Source organism: Sporosarcina psychrophila (genome assembly GCF_001590685.1).
Lineage (GTDB): Bacteria > Bacillota > Bacilli > Bacillales_A > Planococcaceae > Sporosarcina > Sporosarcina psychrophila.
Window position 1 is genome coordinate 2,234,757 of record NZ_CP014616.1, and the last position, 18,255, is coordinate 2,253,011.

Annotated in this window: 16 protein-coding genes and 1 pseudogene; 10 read left to right on the forward strand and 7 right to left on the reverse strand. The window is 39.0% G+C overall.

The features are described from left to right. Positions 1 to 50: 50 nt before the first annotated feature. Entirely contained in the window at positions 51 to 473 is a 423-nt protein-coding gene (locus AZE41_RS10560) for a MarR family winged helix-turn-helix transcriptional regulator (RefSeq protein WP_067209002.1), read from the reverse strand. A gap of 143 nt (positions 474 to 616) precedes the next feature. Between AZE41_RS10560 and AZE41_RS10565 the strand changes: the two genes are divergently transcribed. Next, positions 617 to 1,387, forward strand: a complete 771-nt coding sequence (locus tag AZE41_RS10565; protein WP_067209005.1) for a DUF2161 domain-containing phosphodiesterase — start codon at positions 617 to 619, stop codon at positions 1,385 to 1,387. 84 nt (positions 1,388 to 1,471) lie between these two features. Beyond that, a complete protein-coding gene (locus AZE41_RS10570; protein ID WP_067209007.1) occupies positions 1,472 to 2,299 on the forward strand; it encodes a GNAT family N-acetyltransferase in 828 nt (275 codons plus the stop codon). A gap of 60 nt (positions 2,300 to 2,359) precedes the next feature. On the opposite strand, the gene AZE41_RS10575 is transcribed toward AZE41_RS10570, so the two are convergent. After that, a complete protein-coding gene (locus AZE41_RS10575) occupies positions 2,360 to 3,103 on the reverse strand; it encodes an arylamine N-acetyltransferase family protein (protein WP_067209010.1) in 744 nt (247 codons plus the stop codon). A gap of 899 nt (positions 3,104 to 4,002) precedes the next feature. Here AZE41_RS10575 and AZE41_RS10580 point away from each other — a divergent pair. Beyond that, positions 4,003 to 5,706: a methyl-accepting chemotaxis protein gene (locus AZE41_RS10580; protein WP_067209012.1), complete on the forward strand. Its 1,704-nt coding sequence runs from the start codon at positions 4,003 to 4,005 to the stop codon at positions 5,704 to 5,706. A 140-nt stretch (positions 5,707 to 5,846) separates the two neighbouring features. Here AZE41_RS10580 and AZE41_RS10585 read toward each other — a convergent pair whose 3' ends face one another. After that, on the reverse strand, positions 5,847 to 6,794 hold the full coding sequence (locus AZE41_RS10585; protein ID WP_067209014.1) for an urea transporter: 948 nt from the start codon (positions 6,792 to 6,794) through the stop codon (positions 5,847 to 5,849). A gap of 216 nt (positions 6,795 to 7,010) precedes the next feature. Here AZE41_RS10585 and AZE41_RS10590 point away from each other — a divergent pair, with 216 nt between their 5' ends. The 3 genes from AZE41_RS10590 to AZE41_RS10600 all read left to right on the forward strand — a co-directional run bounded on the left by AZE41_RS10590 (position 7,011) and on the right by AZE41_RS10600 (position 9,622). Next, entirely contained in the window at positions 7,011 to 7,871 is an 861-nt protein-coding gene (locus AZE41_RS10590; RefSeq protein WP_067209016.1) for a transporter substrate-binding domain-containing protein, read from the forward strand. Positions 7,872 to 7,891: 20 nt separating this feature from the next. Continuing rightward, the gene (locus tag AZE41_RS10595; protein ID WP_067209019.1) at positions 7,892 to 8,566 is read left to right on the forward strand and encodes an amino acid ABC transporter permease; all 675 of its coding nucleotides are present in this window, start codon (positions 7,892 to 7,894) and stop codon (positions 8,564 to 8,566) included. Positions 8,567 to 8,653: 87 nt separating this feature from the next. Further along, the gene (locus tag AZE41_RS10600) at positions 8,654 to 9,622 is read left to right on the forward strand and encodes a proline dehydrogenase family protein (RefSeq protein ID WP_067209021.1); all 969 of its coding nucleotides are present in this window, start codon (positions 8,654 to 8,656) and stop codon (positions 9,620 to 9,622) included. A gap of 178 nt (positions 9,623 to 9,800) precedes the next feature. Here the strand turns inward: AZE41_RS10600 and AZE41_RS10605 are convergent, their stop codons facing one another. The 3 genes from AZE41_RS10605 to AZE41_RS10615 form a co-directional block, all read right to left on the reverse strand. Further along, a complete protein-coding gene (locus tag AZE41_RS10605) occupies positions 9,801 to 10,817 on the reverse strand; it encodes a DUF1646 family protein (protein ID WP_067209024.1) in 1,017 nt (338 codons plus the stop codon). A gap of 902 nt (positions 10,818 to 11,719) precedes the next feature. Further along, positions 11,720 to 12,049 carry a hypothetical protein gene (locus tag AZE41_RS10610; protein ID WP_067209027.1) on the reverse strand — a complete coding sequence of 110 codons (330 nt, stop codon included), beginning with the start codon at positions 12,047 to 12,049 and terminating at the stop codon, positions 11,720 to 11,722. Between the two features lie 205 nt (positions 12,050 to 12,254). Then, entirely contained in the window at positions 12,255 to 13,745 is a 1,491-nt protein-coding gene (locus tag AZE41_RS10615; protein WP_067209029.1) for a peptide MFS transporter, read from the reverse strand. 307 nt (positions 13,746 to 14,052) lie between these two features. On the opposite strand from AZE41_RS10615, the pseudogene AZE41_RS22165 reads away from it, so the two are divergent. Next, positions 14,053 to 14,229 (forward strand): annotated as a pseudogene (locus AZE41_RS22165) (DUF1259 domain-containing protein); the annotation flags it as partial. Between the two features lie 20 nt (positions 14,230 to 14,249). Beyond that, on the forward strand, positions 14,250 to 14,489 hold the full coding sequence (locus tag AZE41_RS10620) for a hypothetical protein (protein WP_067209032.1): 240 nt from the start codon (positions 14,250 to 14,252) through the stop codon (positions 14,487 to 14,489). A gap of 52 nt (positions 14,490 to 14,541) precedes the next feature. On the opposite strand, the gene AZE41_RS10625 is transcribed toward AZE41_RS10620, so the two are convergent. Further along, the gene (locus AZE41_RS10625) at positions 14,542 to 15,624 is read right to left on the reverse strand and encodes a CdaR family transcriptional regulator (protein WP_067209035.1); all 1,083 of its coding nucleotides are present in this window, start codon (positions 15,622 to 15,624) and stop codon (positions 14,542 to 14,544) included. A 126-nt stretch (positions 15,625 to 15,750) separates the two neighbouring features. On the opposite strand from AZE41_RS10625, the gene AZE41_RS10630 reads away from it, so the two are divergent. Then, positions 15,751 to 16,896, forward strand: a complete 1,146-nt coding sequence (locus AZE41_RS10630) for a glycerate kinase (protein ID WP_067209037.1) — start codon at positions 15,751 to 15,753, stop codon at positions 16,894 to 16,896. A gap of 2 nt (positions 16,897 to 16,898) precedes the next feature. Continuing rightward, entirely contained in the window at positions 16,899 to 18,245 is a 1,347-nt protein-coding gene (locus AZE41_RS10635) for a GntP family permease (protein WP_067209040.1), read from the forward strand. The last annotated feature ends 10 nt before the right edge of the window (positions 18,246 to 18,255 follow it).

Genomic DNA, 18,255 nt, shown 5'->3' on the forward strand with positions numbered 1-18,255 from the left:
ACTAATTGAACAGACTAAAAGAGCATCTCCGTTGAGAAGATGCTCTTTTTTCATATTAACGACTTATTTAACTTTGTGTAAATGGAAAGTAACGATTGCTGCTCTGTTTCTGTTAAATGTGAAAAGACCTTCATGCGGAGATGTTGACCGTCTTTTTGTGCTTGATTCAATAAATCTTCGCCTTTTTGCGTAATTTTCCAATAGATGATACGGCGGTCAGTATCGTCCTGCCGACGCGTGATTAGTTCTTTGTTCGATAGTTTAGTGGAAAGATGCGTGAGAGATGCAGGTGTAAAGTTTAATAGGCGGGCAAGCTCGGAAGGTCGGCTTTCCCCATTCATCTGTAATTCGTGCAAGGCAACAATATGCGATACACCAAGATCGTAATCTACTTGCTGCCGCCACTTTACATGCATTTTATGTGTTACTTGTTCAATCGTATGTAGTAGTTCAAAGATTGTCTGAGTAGACATGATTTTCCCCATCCTTTTCTCATAATACGTCTCCAAATAACTTTTTATTTTTTCGCGCATTACTAGTGTACCATCATTAAGGGGGATTTTGGGGTGGTAGTTTCGTTCAATTATGTATACCATCATAATGAGGTGAGATTAACATGCAAGGCAAAGAAACCAAACGATATGAAGTTGATTTATATAAACCAGTAAAAGAATATTTCACACAACAAGGTTATGATGTCCATGGTGAAGTAAATGAGTGTGACGTTGCGGCTGTAAGAGATCAAGAGCTGGTCCTTATTGAATTGAAATTATCGCTATCAATTGATCTTTTAATCCAAGCGACAAAAAGACAGCGGCTGACTAATGAAGTCTATGTCGCAATTCCTAGACCTAAACTCAACTTTCGTTCGAAAAAGTGGAAAGATAGTTGTCATTTGGTGAGAAGACTAGAGTTAGGCCTCATCCTTGTCTCATTCTTGGAAAATGATGCACAGGTGGAAATAGTGTTTCATCCCGCGTCTTTTGATCGGAAGAAAAGTATGCAGCGTAGTAAGAAAAAAAGAAATGCGATGTTGACTGAAATGGAAGGCAGACTTGGAGACTATAATATTGGCGGAAGTTGCCAGACTAAGATAATGACAGCCTATAAAGAAAACTGCATTCATATAGCTTGTTGCCTTTTGGAATTGGGACCTTTATCTCCAAAATCGTTACGGAAGATGGGGACTGGGGAAAAAACGTTAACAATTTTAAATAAAAACTATTATGGTTGGTTTGATAAAATTCAACGAGGAATATATATGATTAGTGACATTGGAAAAAATGAGTTGCACGAATTCCCGGATCTCATTAGCTATTATCATGAGGTGGTAAGAGAAACTGCTAGCGCTTACTTGGATATCGATGATGTCGAGGGAAATATGTGAAGGGGAGAACTTGCAATACGTGTTACTATTGAATTAGGCATTTACATATCAAAAGCAAGAAGCTTTTGAATTGGAGGATTATATATGTTAAAAGAAAGTCAATTAATTGCGATTAAACAGCTTCAAAAAGAATGTGAAAAAACGGATGGTATTCAACTGAAGTTAAATTGGGAGATGCTCAGAGAACGAGAAGGACGTCAAATGGATTTTTTTCATGAAGAGGATGGAGAACTTGTCGCTTATTTAGCTTTATTTGGTTTTGGCTCTACTGTTGAAGTATGTGGAATGGTTAATCCGAGGAATAGAAGGAAAGGGCATTTTACCGAACTATGGCAACAAGCATTAGCACCAATCGAACAATATGGTTTTCAAACAATTTTATTGAACACCCCGTCTTTGTCCAATACCGCTAAGGGATGGTTAGCAAGTCAGCCCTATTCCTATGCGTTTTCTGAATATCAGATGCGTTGGTCAGAACAGCCGATTGAAGCGAGCGACGAGGTTCTGATTCGTGTGGCGAAAAAAAGTGATGCGAACCTTGAAGTGAAGCTCGATGTCCTTGCATTCGGAATGGATGAAGAAGATGCGCGTTCTCATTTGGAGCGCATAAAAGAAAGACAGGACGAGCAGTTTTTGATGATTGAGGCAGATAACAGAACGATTGGTAAGGTCCGGATCAATCGCATGGATGGTGAAGCATGGATTTACGGATTCGCCATTTTACCCGAGTTCCAGGGGAGAGGGTACGGTAGGAAGGTACTCCGCAATATCGTGAAAAGTGAGCACGATGCTGGCAATCAAATCTGGCTTGAAGTAGAAGCGAAAAATAATCGTGCACTCGGCCTATATGAATCAGTCGGTTTCGTAAAAATGCAAGGTCAGGATTATTATAAAAAGAATAGGGGCAACTAGAAAAAAGCTAACCGGAATGGCTCGTAGCATTGATTCCGGTTAGCTTTTTTTCGTCATTTTTTATAGATGAATGTCAAAAATATTTTCTAAGAAGTGTACTTTCTCTTCTATTGAAAGTATTGTTTTAGTTTTAATGTTATTTTCGGTTATAGTTACTGTCTGATCTGATAATGTAATTCGACCGGTAGTAGTGACGCGGGTGACGATATCTGAGTGTGTAAAAGTTGATTCTTTTGCAACTTGATTAAATACACAGCCCTCATGAAAATCGACGAGTGCTTTTGGAGTTAACTCGAATCGATATAACGTTTTTATCTCAGTGTCACTGATTCGTTCCAGATAAAATGAATGGTCTAGCTGTTGAATAACCCTGTATGTATCGCTTATATCAGTTTGTTCCTCTCCGTTTAGGGGAATCGGTAAAGAAGTGGAGTCACCAAAACCTACGTCTATAAGATAGGGTTGATCAAGTTTTACAATAATAGCTGCATGAGTATCTGCTTTTGCCCACTCCCCGCTTGGCCTTAGAACTGTAGCTGCAACTAAATGTGCATCGTACCCCAATTCGGTTAGTAACCAACTGAAAAGCCCGTTCAACTCATAGCAATAACCGCCACGTTTACGACGGACGATTTTATCATAAATATGTTGTAAGTTAAGATAAATTGGTACTCTGCGAATCACATCCAAATTTTCAAAAGGGATATGTTGGACATGCAATCGTTGTAACTCGGTTAAATCAAAGAGGGATACCTCTTTGTTCTGTGTTCCGCAAAACCTAGCTAAATAGTTGAGAACTTCCATTTCAGCACCCCATTTCATTATTTCGAGAAAAATATATTAGTTAACTGCTCATTAAAAGTCCGTATTATTTATTATACTCCATTGAGGTAGAATAATTAAATGAATCTATTTAAGTCGTAGCGGACTCAATGGAATTCTTTATTTCACCATATCTTTATATGTTGAACAAATGAATACGGCGAATGCGCTTAATAAAGGCTTTTAGGAGGTCACTGAAAAAGTCCCACTACTTAGAGCAAATTAGAATTCCTGCCAATACCGCTTCGACGCTTTGTGGATGCCTCCCGCGATAAGCCAGAAAGAAGACCGCTTTTAGTCTTATCGCTCCGGCTACCACGAAGTCGCGCCTTCGCTGGATGGTCTATGTGAGAAAGAGCATTTCATTATCAGTGGTGAAATCTGCAACATGGATTGGGTCTTTCTTGACTATAATTATATATGTTGAATCCGGTATATATACTGAGCGAAGGCGCCTTAACAGGGGTAGCCAACCGAACAACGAAGAGTTCGGTTTGTATAATTTCTGCGTTCTTTGCAGAAATTATACAGTTAATGCCAAGAGGTTATTCCAGATAGGTTAAAGAATACCTCATCTGGCTTATGGTGAGAGGCATCCCCTAGCGCCAAGCGTTCTACAATCCACACCCCGAATTACACCTCTCTTATTATTGAGTGCCACGACAGATTCAATGGGATTCTTTAATTCAACATATCTAATTATATTATTTATCCGTAGGCAATACAGAAGATAATCCCCTCTTATCATAGAAGATAACATCAAAAATAACAGAAATTTGTCTAATTAGGCATGAAACGGACGAATAATCTATGTCTTACGGACTTTGTTTTTGTTGATTTATAGAGTATTATAGACTAGTAGAATAGTAGGGGGAAAAACAATGAGAAATACACTAACGGTACAATTGGGAACGATTATTGTCGGTATCATGGTTGCAATGTTAGCGATTACGTCCATCGCAACATATAAAACAGCTTACGATAAATTATATGATGCCGCAGGTGTTGAAGCGTATGGATGCGCGAGTATTACAACAGGTTTGATCCGGCCGGAAGACGTGGGAAAAATGCTTAAAGGTGACCGCGAAACGATGGATGAGGTTGGTCAACAGCTTAACTGGACACTCAATCATAAAGCTATTTTCGAGACTCAATACATCATTGATCTAGATGGGAAAATTCTAGCACTTGATGACCATTTAAGTGCAAAAGGATTCGAACCAGGTGATTCGGTTCCGGTTGATGAAAAAGCGCTTGCAATGCTCTTGGATATGAAGCATTCAACTTACACAGAGCTCTATGAATTTGCAGGTCTAAAACGTCTATCTGGTTATGCACCGATATTTGAAAATCACGATCCAAATGGAGAAATCATCGCAATCAGCGTTATCGATTTTGATGGTTCAATTGTTGCTGGAAGAACATGGGATGTTGTTCGGAATGGTATTTTAATCAGCCTTATTCCAATGATCATCGCATCGATCATTACAATTATGCTAATCAGACGTAAAACAAAGTCGATTTCAGCTTTAATCGCACATGTGAAAGAAATTGCGAATGGAAATCTCGGCATTGAAGATACAGTTGTAACAAGTAAAGATGAAGTTGGCGATTTAGGACGAACATTAAACATGATGACAGCGAACTTGCGCAATACGATTGGGACAGTCAAAACAACAGCTGTTCAATTAACGCAAAACTCACTTGACACAGCTGCTTCATTAAATGAAATGCAGATGGCGATTCAACAGGTCGCACACAATATGAGTGAAACCGCAGCTTCTATCTCCGACGGGACAATCAATGCAGAACATGCATCCAAAATCTTGTCTTCTCTGGCGAATGATCTTCAGGATTCAAAAGAGAAAGCTGAACTAAGTGCGGGGAACTCTGAGCGGACAATGAAAATTGCAGAAGAAGGTCAGCATAGCGTAAATGACATTAGTAATGATATGGAGAAAATCAGAGTCTCCTCAAATGAAGCAGGTGGTACGATTCAAAATCTAATTGAATCTACAACTAAAATTCAAAATATCACCAGTTCAATTGCAGGCATTGCTGCCCAAACGAATTTACTTGCGCTTAATGCATCGATAGAAGCTGCACGTGCGGGTGAACATGGCAAAGGATTTGCGGTCGTTGCGGAGGAAGTAAGAAAACTTGCAGAACAGTCCAATAAAGAAGTTCTTGAAGTAGAAAAGCTAGTGCAAGATATTACTGAAAGTATCGGTCGAGTTGTTACTTCTACATCAGAGAGCACAAAACTTATTGAATCCGGAACAGAAACGGTTCGTTTGACTGCAACTTCCTTAAGTAACATTTCAATTGCCGTCTCTGAAACTGTTAAGGAAATTAACTTAATTTCAGAATTAACGACAGCTGAAGCAGAAAGTTCAAATCGTGTAGTAGTACTCATCAATGACTTGACGCAATCGATTCATTCAATTGAAGATATGTCTAACAATATCTCGGCTGCAACAGAGCAGACATCAGCTTCAATTGAAGAAGTTGCAACACGTTCTACTGAAATGAGTCATATGGCACAAGATCTGGAGAAACTTGTCGGGCAGTTCAGATTGGAATAATTAAGAAAAGCGAAAGCGCCTGGAGCTAGACACTATTCTAAGTCAAAAAACTAATATTTTCTTATTCTTATTAAAAAAAGACCCGCAAAAAGCTAATTGCTTTTGCGGGTCTTTACACATTTTAATTATGTATTTTCTTGCTACTTTTCTGTGATTTGTGGCTCAAATATGGGTATCGTTCTCCTCATCGCTAAAAATAGCCATGTACTAATGATAAAGGGAGATGTTAATACGGGAAGCCCTTTCGGATAAAGAATTAAATCCATACCTGCTGCAATTGGGACTGTCATTGCAGCTGCAAATATACCCATTAGGGGGAAATTATTTTTTTCATCGAACATTAGACCCACGGCAATCATTGCTAACACGGCATTATAATTATAGAGACCTAAATCTAGCAATTCAACATCGACCCCTAGCGAGTATGCAGTTAGCCAAGACACAAATGTCCCAATAATCGCATAGACACCAAATCTCCATCCAGCCACGAAGAGAGCAATTAGAATAAGCGAACCTGCCCATAGAGAGTCAATAATGAATACTTCACCTACACCTTTTATTAAACCGAGAAAGAAATTGGGTTTACCTTCAACTGGAAGATTCCAGTTAGCAGGAGATGATGTGACAAATGACGGGTTTACATGCATTGCGCTAAAACGATATGCCGCAAAAAGGCTAACCCATGTTACAAAAAGAAATGGAAAAGTGAGCAAGGGAATATTCCACTTGGCTAAAAACTTCGATAAGATAGCCATAAGCAAAGCAGCTGCTATTGCAGCAAATAGTGCAATAACCCAGTTCCAATCATTTTGTAAAAATAACATTACCGCGATACCGGAAAGGATGGCGTTAAATCCATATATTCCATGGCTAACTGCAATTTGGTCTCCTCCACAATATTTTCCCGTCACCGTACCAATCATGGAAGACAGTAGTGCCATTAATCCAAGAAGGGGAGAGTGTAGCATTATCCCTAAAAGAATTAACCCTCCTGAGATTGCATTGTCGATTAACATTACTTGAGAAAACCCTTTAAGTGAAATACGTATCAGGTCTTTAATGCTATCCAACTTGAAAGATCCCCACATTTGGGAACATCTCCTTTTACTCTGAATATAAAACTAATTGTTTATGAATATACCATAATCCCATCACTATTTTTCATTTTTCTCTAATAACCCCCCAATTCTAAACTATCTGTATTCCTAATTTAGAATCATAAGGGTTACATCTTAACTAAGAATGTATTATAATTTTCAGTGGACAATTATTTGTAAAATACTATTTTCAAAAGGAGAATCTCGATGACAAAAGAAAAACATCTTAGTAAAATCTTCCTGTCTTTATTACTATTTTCAATGATGGTTGTTTTAGCTGCTTGTGGTGCTAGTGGCGATACAAATAAGGAGAGTGGTTCTAAAACTTCCACTTGGGAGAACATTCAAGAAAAAGGTGAAATTGTTGTCGCAACGTCAGGAACTCTTTATCCAGCATCATACCATGACGGCGAAAGCAAGGAACTAACGGGGTACGAAGTTGAAATAATGAACGAGCTAGGAAAGCGTCTGAAGCTGGAGATCAAATACGTTGAAATGGGTCTAGACGGAATGCTTACTTCTTTGAATAGTGGGCAAGCTGATCTAGCAGTGAATGATATTGAAATCACACCCGAACGGGAAGAGAAATTCACTTTTTCTGAGCCTTATAAGTATTCATTCGGTACTGCTATCGTACGGAAATCGGATCATTCAGGTATTGAGTCTCTTGAAGATTTGAAAGGAAAAAAAGCGGCTGGGGCTGCAACTTCCGTTTATATGCAAGTTGGACGCGACCACGGTGCTGAAGAGGTGATTTATGATAACGTCACAAATGATGTGTATTTGCGTGATGTTTCTATAGGCCGTACGGATGTCATCTTGAATGATTACTACTTACAAAAATTGGCACTTGCTGCATTTCCGGAGTTTGAAATCATGATCCATCCGGATATCAAATATCATCCGAATGTCCAAGCAATCATCATGAAAAAAGACAATGATGAACTACTAAAGCAAGTGAACTCCGTACTTGTCGACATGCACGCGGATGGAACAATTTCTGAATTGTCGAAGCAATTCTTTGGTGGGGAAGATGTATCAGTTGAACAAGACTATGATTTTGAATAATCGAAAAGGCGGCTTGTAATGTGAGTGGAATTGAATGGCAACACATTTTCGATTTGCAGCTTGCCATCGAGTCATTTCCGTATATTTTGCAGGGGGTTGGTTACACCATACTCATTTCCTTTGGGGGCATGGTGTGCGGGCTGATATTGGGCTTCTTCCTGGCGCTAGGCAGAACGTCTAAATTAGTACTATTTAGGTGGCCAGCACGTATCTTCATATCCTATATGCGGGGTACACCGATGCTTGTATTCCTATTTTTACTCTATTTTGGTTTGCCTAATATCGGAATTCAATTTTCAGCTGTCACTGCCGCTTTAATAGGCTTCAGCCTTCACTCTTCAGCTTATATGGCTGAGATTATCCGATCGTCGCTTAACTCAATTGATAAGGGACAATGGGAAGCTGCCACTGCATTAGGGATGTCCTATTGGCAGTCATTGCTTTTTGTGATTTTACCACAAGCAACACGAATCGCAATTCCGCCATTGTCTAATGTTCTACTAGATTTGATCAAAGCATCTTCATTGGCTGCGATGATTACTGTGCCCGATCTGTTTCAACGCGCAAAAATCGTGGGGGGCAGGGAATTCGACTATATGACGGTTTATATTTTGGTAGGTCTAATCTATTGGGGCATTTGCTTACTTGTCGAAGTGTGGCAAAATTATCTAGAAAAAAGTTCTTTGAACAACTAATGATTCTGTAACCAGTTATCATTTCAGCAAAAGCACGGTCGTGTGATATAATTAAAAAATAAAAAACAATATTGAGGAGCATATAACATGTTAAAAGACTTCTTTATCGGATTGTCCCAAAACCAGCTTTTGAATAGCGCGGCAAAAAAATACGGCTTAAAAATGGGAGCACAAAATGTTGTAGCAGGAACTAATGTAGCTGAAACTATCCAAAGTATTAAAGAACTGAATGCACATGGGATTTCTTGTACGGTAGATAACCTTGGGGAATTCGTCTTTGAAAAAGAGGAAGCATTAGCTGCGAAAAAACAAATTTTGGAAGTCATCGAAGCTATTCACGAACACGGGGTCGATGCTCATATTTCTCTAAAACCATCTCAATTAGGTCTAGATATAGATATTGATTTCTGTTTGGAAAATCTAAAAGAAATTGCAGCTAAAGCAAAAAGTTATGAAATTTTTATTAACTTTGATATGGAAGATCATGCTCGTTTGCAACCATCATTTGATCTCCTCGATGAGTTGTCTAAGGACTATGACAATATCGGAACGGTAATTCAAGCTTATTTCTTCCGCGCGGTAGAAGATATTCAAAACTACAAAAATTTCCGTTTGCGTATTGTAAAAGGTGCTTATAAAGAGACTGAAGAATATGCTTATCAAGATAAAAAAGAAATCGATGAAAACTATATTCAATTGATCGAATGGCATTTGTTAAATGGTAAATTCACGTCAATTGCAACACATGATCATCATGTCATTAATCATGTAAAACAATTTGTTAAAGAAAATGACATCCCGAATGATAAATTCGAGTTCCAAATGCTATACGGTTTTAGAAAGGACATGCAATTGCAATTGGCTAGCGAAGGGTATAATTTCTGTACATACGTTCCTTTTGGGAATGACTGGTACGGCTATTTCATGCGTCGCCTTGCTGAAAGACCACAAAACTTGAATCTTGTTGTTAAACAAGTGTTCAATAAGAAAACAAATACAATTCTTGGCTTGGCTGTCGGAGCTTTCGCTCTTGGAAGAGTTACCAAGAAGAAATAAGTATAAAAAACAAAAGCGCAAGTGCAAGTGCAAGTGCAAGTGCCTGTTCGGAGGCTTAGGAGTCTGGACGTGAAATCTCTATGTGGTAACTTATCCATAGTACGAGTTTTTATAATATCCTAAGAAACGGAAAAGGATGTAAAATGGGGAACCCCTCAATTTACATCCTTTTTTCAATTCATCCGACAGTCACGATCACTATGAAATAAATAACCATTGCAATCAAGCCAATCGGAACACCAAAACGAGCCCACTCACTGCTTTTAATATTAAGTTTTCCGGCAGCTATGATATTTGGGATGTTTCCGGGTATTAACATACCTCCGCTGATTAACAGTCCAAGTAAAAGGGCTTTAATTGTCGAATCATTCATAACAGGGCTGATTTCTGCTGCAGCTAATGTAGCATTATCAAGCACTGCTGAAATCATGTTAATCCAATATAATACAAGAGGGTTTAAATCTAATAGGTATCTTTCGATAAATGGTTCGAAACCTGCACCAAGCAGTGTAAGGGCCATTACGAACAGATATACTTTAATCCCACGAATAATAATATCCATATACGATTCGGTTCCTTGATTAACTTTTAAACTGTTCAACTTGTTTGAAGGCTTTATTATGATTGCGGCCAGTATTCCAAAAGCAATGACGCCTGGAATGATATCAGGACCGATTAATCGTAGTAAATAGAAAAAGTCTGCATCCAATTTGCTTGTTGCGATTGTTGATAGAGGTTCCCCGATTGGTGTAAGAACAGCACCAAGCCCAATTGAATAACAAGCAATGATGACAAGACGGATTTCTGATTTACGGTCAAGGCGCAAAACGCCTACTATTGCGACCAGGACAATTGCTGCAATAATTGCTGTAATGACACTAGAAAGGATTCCTAAAACGATAACGATAAGTGCTAAGAATAAGCGAAATGGAATTGCTTTGCTCATGCCTCGTATACTTTTTTCGAAAGGTTTTTGTAACCAGCGGAATACTAATCCAGCGATAATAACGGCTAGGGTTATATGTATCGGATCCTCCAGGGCTTTAACGATCAAAGTTGAGTCAAGTACTTGACTGACAAGGACCGCGGAAATCCCCATAATGAATAAAAACACTTCTAAGTTTTGTTCAACTATTTTTACTGTGAACGGCAAAAATAAAACTAGTATTAAAATAATAGACAAGCCAACAATCATAATTATCCTCCTTTTCATTCTAATCTAAAAATAGGGTCAAATTCATCTTATCATTGAAATAGAAATAGAAAAACAATTTATTATAAAAATGAATTCAACAGGATAATTAATTTCTTCTATTCTGAAATTAAAAAAGTATGATTGAGTTGAGATTCCAAATTCTCTATTTGAATGAAGCAAAAAAACAGAAGAAATCGTACTTTTTCAGAAGTTAAATAAACAAAAAAACCACCTAGATTCACTAAGTGGTTTAATTTCTCGCTAAATCTAAAAAAAAATTTTGTGTATAGTGCAAAAGATATGTTGAAATTAAGAACCCATTGAATTATCTAGGGGGAGGTGATGCCTACTTTCCCTCGTTAGGCGACTTCGCTCTCTATTTGTTCAATATAAATAAGTACTTTTTCTTCCTTCGAATGTTTCGCCCTTAACAGTTCAAATAGTAGGGGCGAAGTTATCGCTATTTTGTCGCTTGAATTTTTATCAGTCGTAACAGGTTCTTAAAAGTTAAGGTCTTAATCAAGAAACTCGAAATATAATAATTCTCCTTTTGTCACATTAGAGTTATCGGCATTCAAAAGTCTTGTATATTGATTGTTCTGCGTTGAAAAGACTGCGATTTGTTATTTACTAAGCTATTTAGTTGTTTTGTCCGCCTCAAGGGAATTCATTACGCTTGTGACCGTGGTTTTGTAATTCATATGGAGCATAGAGGGACATGGTAGAATCGGTGGTTATTGCGAACTGACGATGATTTAATCTTAATCAGTACAATTTGTTATCATAATCATAATATTGGAAAGTAGATGACGAATAATTTAGTGAAGCTTGTAAACGAATTAAAAACTGATATTTTCAAGTGAGTTTGTATCTTGCGATTTTACTCCACTCAATTTGCGTATTTAATTTTCTTTTGTATCGTCTTCCTTTTCTAAGCGTTTAACAATTATCTCCAAAAACTTATTGAGTTTCTCAATATCAGTACTCTGCGAGTTATTCTGTACTTGATCATTTTTTAATTCGTCAATTTGATTCTGTAATTTATCAAGTTCTTGTTGCTGTTGGATGTCAGAAATCCTACTTTCTTCGATTGAAATAGCGGCCCCTAGGGTTTGTAGGGCATCCCCTAAGGTAGAAATTGCTGAACCCCATAATGAAATTTTAGCACCAGTATCCGTTGAACTATCGTTATTTTGTAATCCCGTATTGAATACTGAGTCGCTTCTTCTCAAAGTTATCACTCCTTGACCATATTAACTAACGTATTATTTCATTCTATTAGATACTATATGTTCATCCAATAGAACGGGGAACTTACTGTAAACTATCCTATGTTTAGTTTACTCGAGGTTGTTAAATGCAAGATTTAAGACTTATGTTGAAACAAAACAAGCAGCCCTGTAAACTCACAGGGCTGCTTGTTTTGTTTCAATTGTATTAGCGTACGCCTTTCATAAATCGTTGGATAACCGGCGACATTGCGAATAAGAGGAAACTTAATAGAATCGCTGTTCCACCGATGATTCCAAAATACATCATTTCAGTTTCAGGTTTATATAATTTAACGATCTGTGCGTTAAGCGCTTGTGCAGCAGCATTCGATAGGAACCACAGACTCATCGTCTGCGCAGAGAACGCTACCGGCGCCAGTTTAGTCGTAGCTGACAATCCTACCGGAGATAAGCACAGTTCCCCTAAGACGACGACAAAGATGCTTAGGATGAGCCATAGTGGGTTCACGAGAGCATCTGTCCCACCTAAATAGCCGGGCACTAAAATAATGATGAATGATAAACCGGCAAACAGAAGACCTAACGAGAACTTCTGCGGAATATTCGGTTGCCGATCACCAAGTTTCATCCATAGCCATGCAAAGACAGGAGCCATTGTAATGATAAACAATGGGTTAAATGATTGGAAAAAGGCTGGTGAAATTTGATAGCCAAAAATATTAAGGTTTGTTCGTGTATCTGCATAAACTGCAAGAATTGTTGAACCTTGCTCGGCAATTGCCCAAAATACGACAGCTGATAAGAAGAGCGGGATGAACGCAATTATTCGGGACCGTTCCACATCATTTGTTTTTGGACTCCTATACATAACAATAAAATAAACCGTTGGGATAAGGAAGCCGAGAATACCGACAATTATAATGAATGATTCAAAAGTCAGCCAACCTCGAGGGATGGCAATTGCAACAAGAATCCCAATCACTACAGCCGCAATTGCGAAAATTGAGAATACTTTTCTTTTCTCGGACGGTTGTAATGGATTCGCTACTTGTGTACCCGCTAAGCCGAGACTTTTCTTTTTTGTCAAAACGAACATTAATAAACCGAAAAACATTCCAATAGCAGCAACACCGAATCCTAGATGGAAACTTGTTTTCATTAAACTACCAACGATAAGTGGTGAGATGAATGCACCTAAGTTAATACCCATATAGAAGATGCTGAATCCTGAATCACGACGGTTGTCGTTTTCAGGGTAAATATCACCAACTACACTGGAGACGTTTGGTTTTAGTAACCCTGTACCAATTACGATAAGAATCATCGAAACGAAGAACAGTGAAATGTTACCGGGAATTGCAAGCGCGATATGACCAAGCATAATGAATATTCCACCATAAAAAATTGCTTTTGAGGTACCGAATACCCGGTCAGCTAACCAGCCGCCAATAATACCTGACATGTAGACCAGCGAACCATAGATTGACACGATGGACAAGGCGATAGTTTTATCTAATCCAAGTCCGCCATTTGATACTTCGTAGTACATATAGTACACGAGTATTGCTCTCATACCATAATACGAGAACCGTTCCCAGAATTCCGTGAAGAATAATGTGAACAAACCTTTCGGGTGCCCGAAGAAGCCTTTTTGCGGAACACTCTCCACGATCTGTTTCTTAGTTAGCTGTGACATGATGATGCCTCCTTCATATTTCACTATAATACAATTAAACGTTTTCAATTGTCAAAAATAATTATTGGAAACGCTGTTATTTCAATTAACGTTTATATTACAACGTTTCGATATAGTGATAATTTTCTAAATCTAATAAATAGATATTTTATGATAATAAATTAATTATATAGTAAAAGTCTGGGAGATTAATACACATGTATCCATGTCACTTTTCATAGAGTGTAGGAGATGTAGATGCTAAATTCGATGAATATCCTTAAAAGGTGCAGCTCAAAGTGTGCAATGCACGTCAGTTGTCATAGTATTCATGCACTCTATTTCGCGGCAAAGGCTGATTGTTAGTTCATTACATAACCATTGGCTCTATATGCAACCAACAATTCTGTACATTCACATCCAATCCGTTGAACCTCCACTGGATTTCACATGTAAATTTACGTATTCATTTACTTTATTGAGCAGTTATCCGATTGTAGACTAATTATTCGAGGAGGAGAAACGTTGGAAATCTATGATGTCGTTTTAATTCCGCTTATCATCGGAATCGTGGAATTATTGAAGATGTATGGGATGCCAAGGCGGCTACTGCCGTTCATATCACTACTCTTCGGTGTTGTAGGGGGCATTATTTATATTTATCCTGAAGACATTAAGGCAGGTATACTTGTGGGTTTGATGATGGGCTTATCCGCAAGTGGGTTGTATGCGGGAGGGAGAACGGTAATCGAGAAAACTGAATAGAGAAAATGTGGAAAACCCCTTAGGCAATGGATAGCTTAAGGGGGATCGATACCTATTTTTCATCTAGTAAAAGAGCGATTTTCAATAAAACTGCATCATGAAAGAGTGTTGGGTTATAGCCGCTTACTTCTTCTATTTTTCGAAGCCGGTACGTTAATGTGTGGCGGTGAACTTCTAAGGTTGCAGCAGCTATAGTGTTGTTCTGATTACAAGAAAAATAGATGGAGAGTGAACGTTTCATTTGTTCATTCAATCCCTTTAACACTCTACTTGAAAATCTGAACGTCTCACTCGATGAGGCGTTTTTTTTCAGTAGGGCCAATAACTCGACATCCTCAAAGTATATGAGATGTTGTGTTGGTTGTGCAAATTGCAATGCATTTTTGGCGGTAGTATAGGAGTAGCGAATTTCATCTAAAGAATTGACGGGATAGCCAACGCCAATTCTGACAAGGGAGTCTTTCTGCAAAGTAAGTAGTAAAATAGAAAGTTTTCTCTTCAAAGTAGTTTCAGTCATTCCGCTAATTAAAATGAATACCTCATTCAATTGTGAATGTCCAATGAGAACAGAGTTTTTTTCAAATTGATCCTCCAATTTTTCAATGATTCTTTGAGAGGAAGGTAGGAAGCTCTTAAATTCGATTAAAAGTGTTGTGTATGGATTTATTGTGCTAAATCCCAAAAGAGAAAGTCTCTCCTTAACAATCAACGAAAGCGGCTCACCGCTAATTAACTCTTCAAAAATCAGTTCTTTCATCTTCCGTTTCCATTCCGCTCGCGAGGTAATGAGTGACTGGTGAACCATCATTTCAGTTGTTAATTGTACAAGTGTTGCGATTTCTCGGAGATCTGCAGGATTACCGGTTATTCCAATGACACCAACTAATTGTTGCTGAAAATGAATCGGCATATTGACGCCTGGTTTTGTGCCATGCCAATTTACCATGTTTTCTTCTGTAATCCATAATATTTCCTTCGTTTTTGCGACGTATGCTGCACCTTCATGTATTTTGTTGATGCGCTGTTCTTCACCTGAAGCCAAAATCATTCCATTCGTATCCATGACATTCAAATTACGGTTTAACCGGACCATCGTTTGTTCAACAATTTCATCTGCAAGTTGCTTTGTCAGCATTATTCTATCCCCCATGTATAACTTTTCCGGAAATATTACGGGTAATTCTATACAATTAGCATAACGTATTATCTGAATAGCTCAACTATACTATTAGTAAGCGCTTTAGTTAAGGGGGAAGTATTTTTGAAAGTAGTTGTGGCACCAGATTCATTTAAAGGTAGTTTAACGGCCGTTGAAGCAGCTGAAGCGATGGTCGCAGGCATTTATGATGCTGACCCCTCTATCGAGACAGTTATGCTTCCTGCGGCTGATGGCGGGGAAGGAACGATGAGCAGTTTGGTTGGCGCTACGGGGGGAGAAATCGTATCCGTCGTCGTACAAGATCCGCTTGGCCGAGAAGTCGGGGCGGCTTATGGCGTTCTTGGAGATAGGAAAACTTCTGTCATTGAAATCGCGGAAGCATCTGGATTGATGCTGTTGCACGAAGAGGAAAGAAATCCACTTGTTACATCGACTTATGGCACGGGCGAATTAATTGTTCATGCACTTGACGCGGGCTTACGCAATTTTATTATTGGGCTTGGGGGAAGTGCGACAAACGACGGTGGTGTAGGAATGTTACAGGCACTTGGAATGCGTTTTCTGGGTGGAAATGGAGTGGAATTGTCAAGGGGGGGAGGTTCACTTGGTAATCTTCATGCAATCGATATGCATGATTTTGATAAACGAATTTCAGAAAGCACTTTCCTAATTGCGTGTGATGTCAGTAACCCATTTGTCGGGCCAACTGGTGCTTCCGCTGTTTTCGGTCCACAAAAAGGGGCTTGTCCTGCGATGGTAAATAGACTTGACGAAAACTTGATGTGGTTAGCCCATGTAATTGAACAACTAACCGGCATTTCTCTTCACGGGAAAAAAGGAGCAGGTGCGGCAGGGGGAGCCGGAGGTGCTTTTCAAGCTTTTTTTCCTGGGGAAATGGAACAGGGTATCGACGTTGTGTTGAATGCGATTTCATTCGACAAACAAATTACTGACGCAGATTTAATTATTACAGGTGAAGGCAAAACTGATAGTCAGACATTATCGGGTAAAACACCATTTGGAGTTGCGAAAGTGGCCTATAAAGAGGGAAAGCCAATCATTCTTATTTCAGGTGTGATAGATCAAGAGAGCCGGGATCTATTGGCGCCCATATTCAACGAATTACATGCGATTACAGACGGAACGGTTTCATCACAAGAGTCGATTGCGCATCCAAGTCATTATTTAAGAGCGAAAACAAAGTTGGTAATGGAGAATTATTTAACTAACTATACAAAAGGGGTGTAGAGATGTTATTTGCAGTTATTGCACTTAGTGTTGTGCTCGTTGTTGTGTTGACAGCTGTTTTTAAAGTTCATCCGTTTTTATCTTTACTGCTCGGCGCATTTTTCGTCGGTATTGCTTCAGGCATGCCGTTGCTCACAGTAGTGGAAAATGTCAATGAAGGATTCGGCGGATTAATGAAATCGATTGGGATTGTCATTGTCGCGGGGACTATTATTGGAGTCATTCTAGAAAAGTCGGGTGCGGCATATAGAATGGCGGAAGTCGTTTTACGAGTAATCGGTGAAAAGCGCCCTCAGTTGGCAATGTCAATCATCGGTTATATCGTATCAATCCCTGTTTTTTGTGATTCTGGCTTCATTATATTAGCAAGTTTGAAAAAGGCATTGGCGAAACGTTCAAAAGTGGCGATTGCATCCATGTCAGTTGCACTTGCAACCGGATTGTATGCGACACACACGTTAGTTCCGCCAACACCGGGACCAATTGCTGCAGCTGGTAATATCGGCGCGGAAAATTATCTAGGGACTATTATTTTAATTGGACTTTTCGTTGCGATTCCAGCAGTTATTGTTGGTTATTTCTGGGCGGTAAAAGTAGCCTCAAAAATCGAAGTACCGGAAGATACTGAGGAAGGCGGACTGAATTACGAAGAGATTGTTGAATCGTTCGGGAAAATGCCCTCCACGTTCAAAGCATTCTTGCCAATTGTACTGCCAATAGTATTGATTGGAATCGGTTCTGTGGCAGCACTTACTGGCGAAGACACTGCTTTTATCAACTTCCTACGATTTTTAGGAGCACCATCCGTCGCGCTTCTATTCGGTGTGCTGGCATCGTTTTTGTTACTTCCTAAATTTAATGAGGAAACGCTTTCAGGTTGGATTGGCGATGCATTGAAGGAAGCTGCTCCTATTCTTCTTATTACTGGGGCAGGAGGAGCATTCGGGAAAGTTATTTCAAATTCAGGTATTGCAGACCTTATCGCAAACATGAATATGGAGGCGTTAGCGGGTGGTGCTCTGTTCCTCCTTATTCCATTTATTATCGCAGCCGCATTGAAAACAGCCCAAGGATCTTCGACTGCTTCACTTGTCATCACCTCAACATTAATAGCACCACTATTGCCTTCAATGGGAATTGAAGGAGCGATTCCACTTTCGCTTGTAGTCATGGCGATTGGTGCCGGAGCAATGACTGTTAGCCATGTGAATGACAGCTTCTTCTGGGTTGTTACACAATTTAGTGGCATGACAGTGACGGATGCGTATAAGGCACAAACGATGGCAACGCTGTTACAAGGCGTAACAACAATTATAGTTACGATGCTACTTTGGACCGTTCTAGTGTAAAGCATGAGAT

Coding starts and splice junctions, on each gene's coding strand:
- AZE41_RS10560 (WP_067209002.1), bottom strand. CDS start 473: ATGTCTACTCAGACAATCTTTGAACTACTACATACGATTGAACAAGTA.
- AZE41_RS10565 (WP_067209005.1), top strand. CDS start 617: ATGCAAGGCAAAGAAACCAAACGATATGAAGTTGATTTATATAAACCA.
- AZE41_RS10570 (WP_067209007.1), top strand. CDS start 1,472: ATGTTAAAAGAAAGTCAATTAATTGCGATTAAACAGCTTCAAAAAGAA.
- AZE41_RS10575 (WP_067209010.1), bottom strand. CDS start 3,103: ATGGAAGTTCTCAACTATTTAGCTAGGTTTTGCGGAACACAGAACAAA.
- AZE41_RS10580 (WP_067209012.1), top strand. CDS start 4,003: ATGAGAAATACACTAACGGTACAATTGGGAACGATTATTGTCGGTATC.
- AZE41_RS10585 (WP_067209014.1), bottom strand. CDS start 6,794: ATGTGGGGATCTTTCAAGTTGGATAGCATTAAAGACCTGATACGTATT.
- AZE41_RS10590 (WP_067209016.1), top strand. CDS start 7,011: ATGACAAAAGAAAAACATCTTAGTAAAATCTTCCTGTCTTTATTACTA.
- AZE41_RS10600 (WP_067209021.1), top strand. CDS start 8,654: ATGTTAAAAGACTTCTTTATCGGATTGTCCCAAAACCAGCTTTTGAAT.
- AZE41_RS10605 (WP_067209024.1), bottom strand. CDS start 10,817: ATGATTGTTGGCTTGTCTATTATTTTAATACTAGTTTTATTTTTGCCG.
- AZE41_RS10615 (WP_067209029.1), bottom strand. CDS start 13,745: ATGTCACAGCTAACTAAGAAACAGATCGTGGAGAGTGTTCCGCAAAAA.
- AZE41_RS10625 (WP_067209035.1), bottom strand. CDS start 15,624: ATGCTGACAAAGCAACTTGCAGATGAAATTGTTGAACAAACGATGGTC.
- AZE41_RS10635 (WP_067209040.1), top strand. CDS start 16,899: ATGTTATTTGCAGTTATTGCACTTAGTGTTGTGCTCGTTGTTGTGTTG.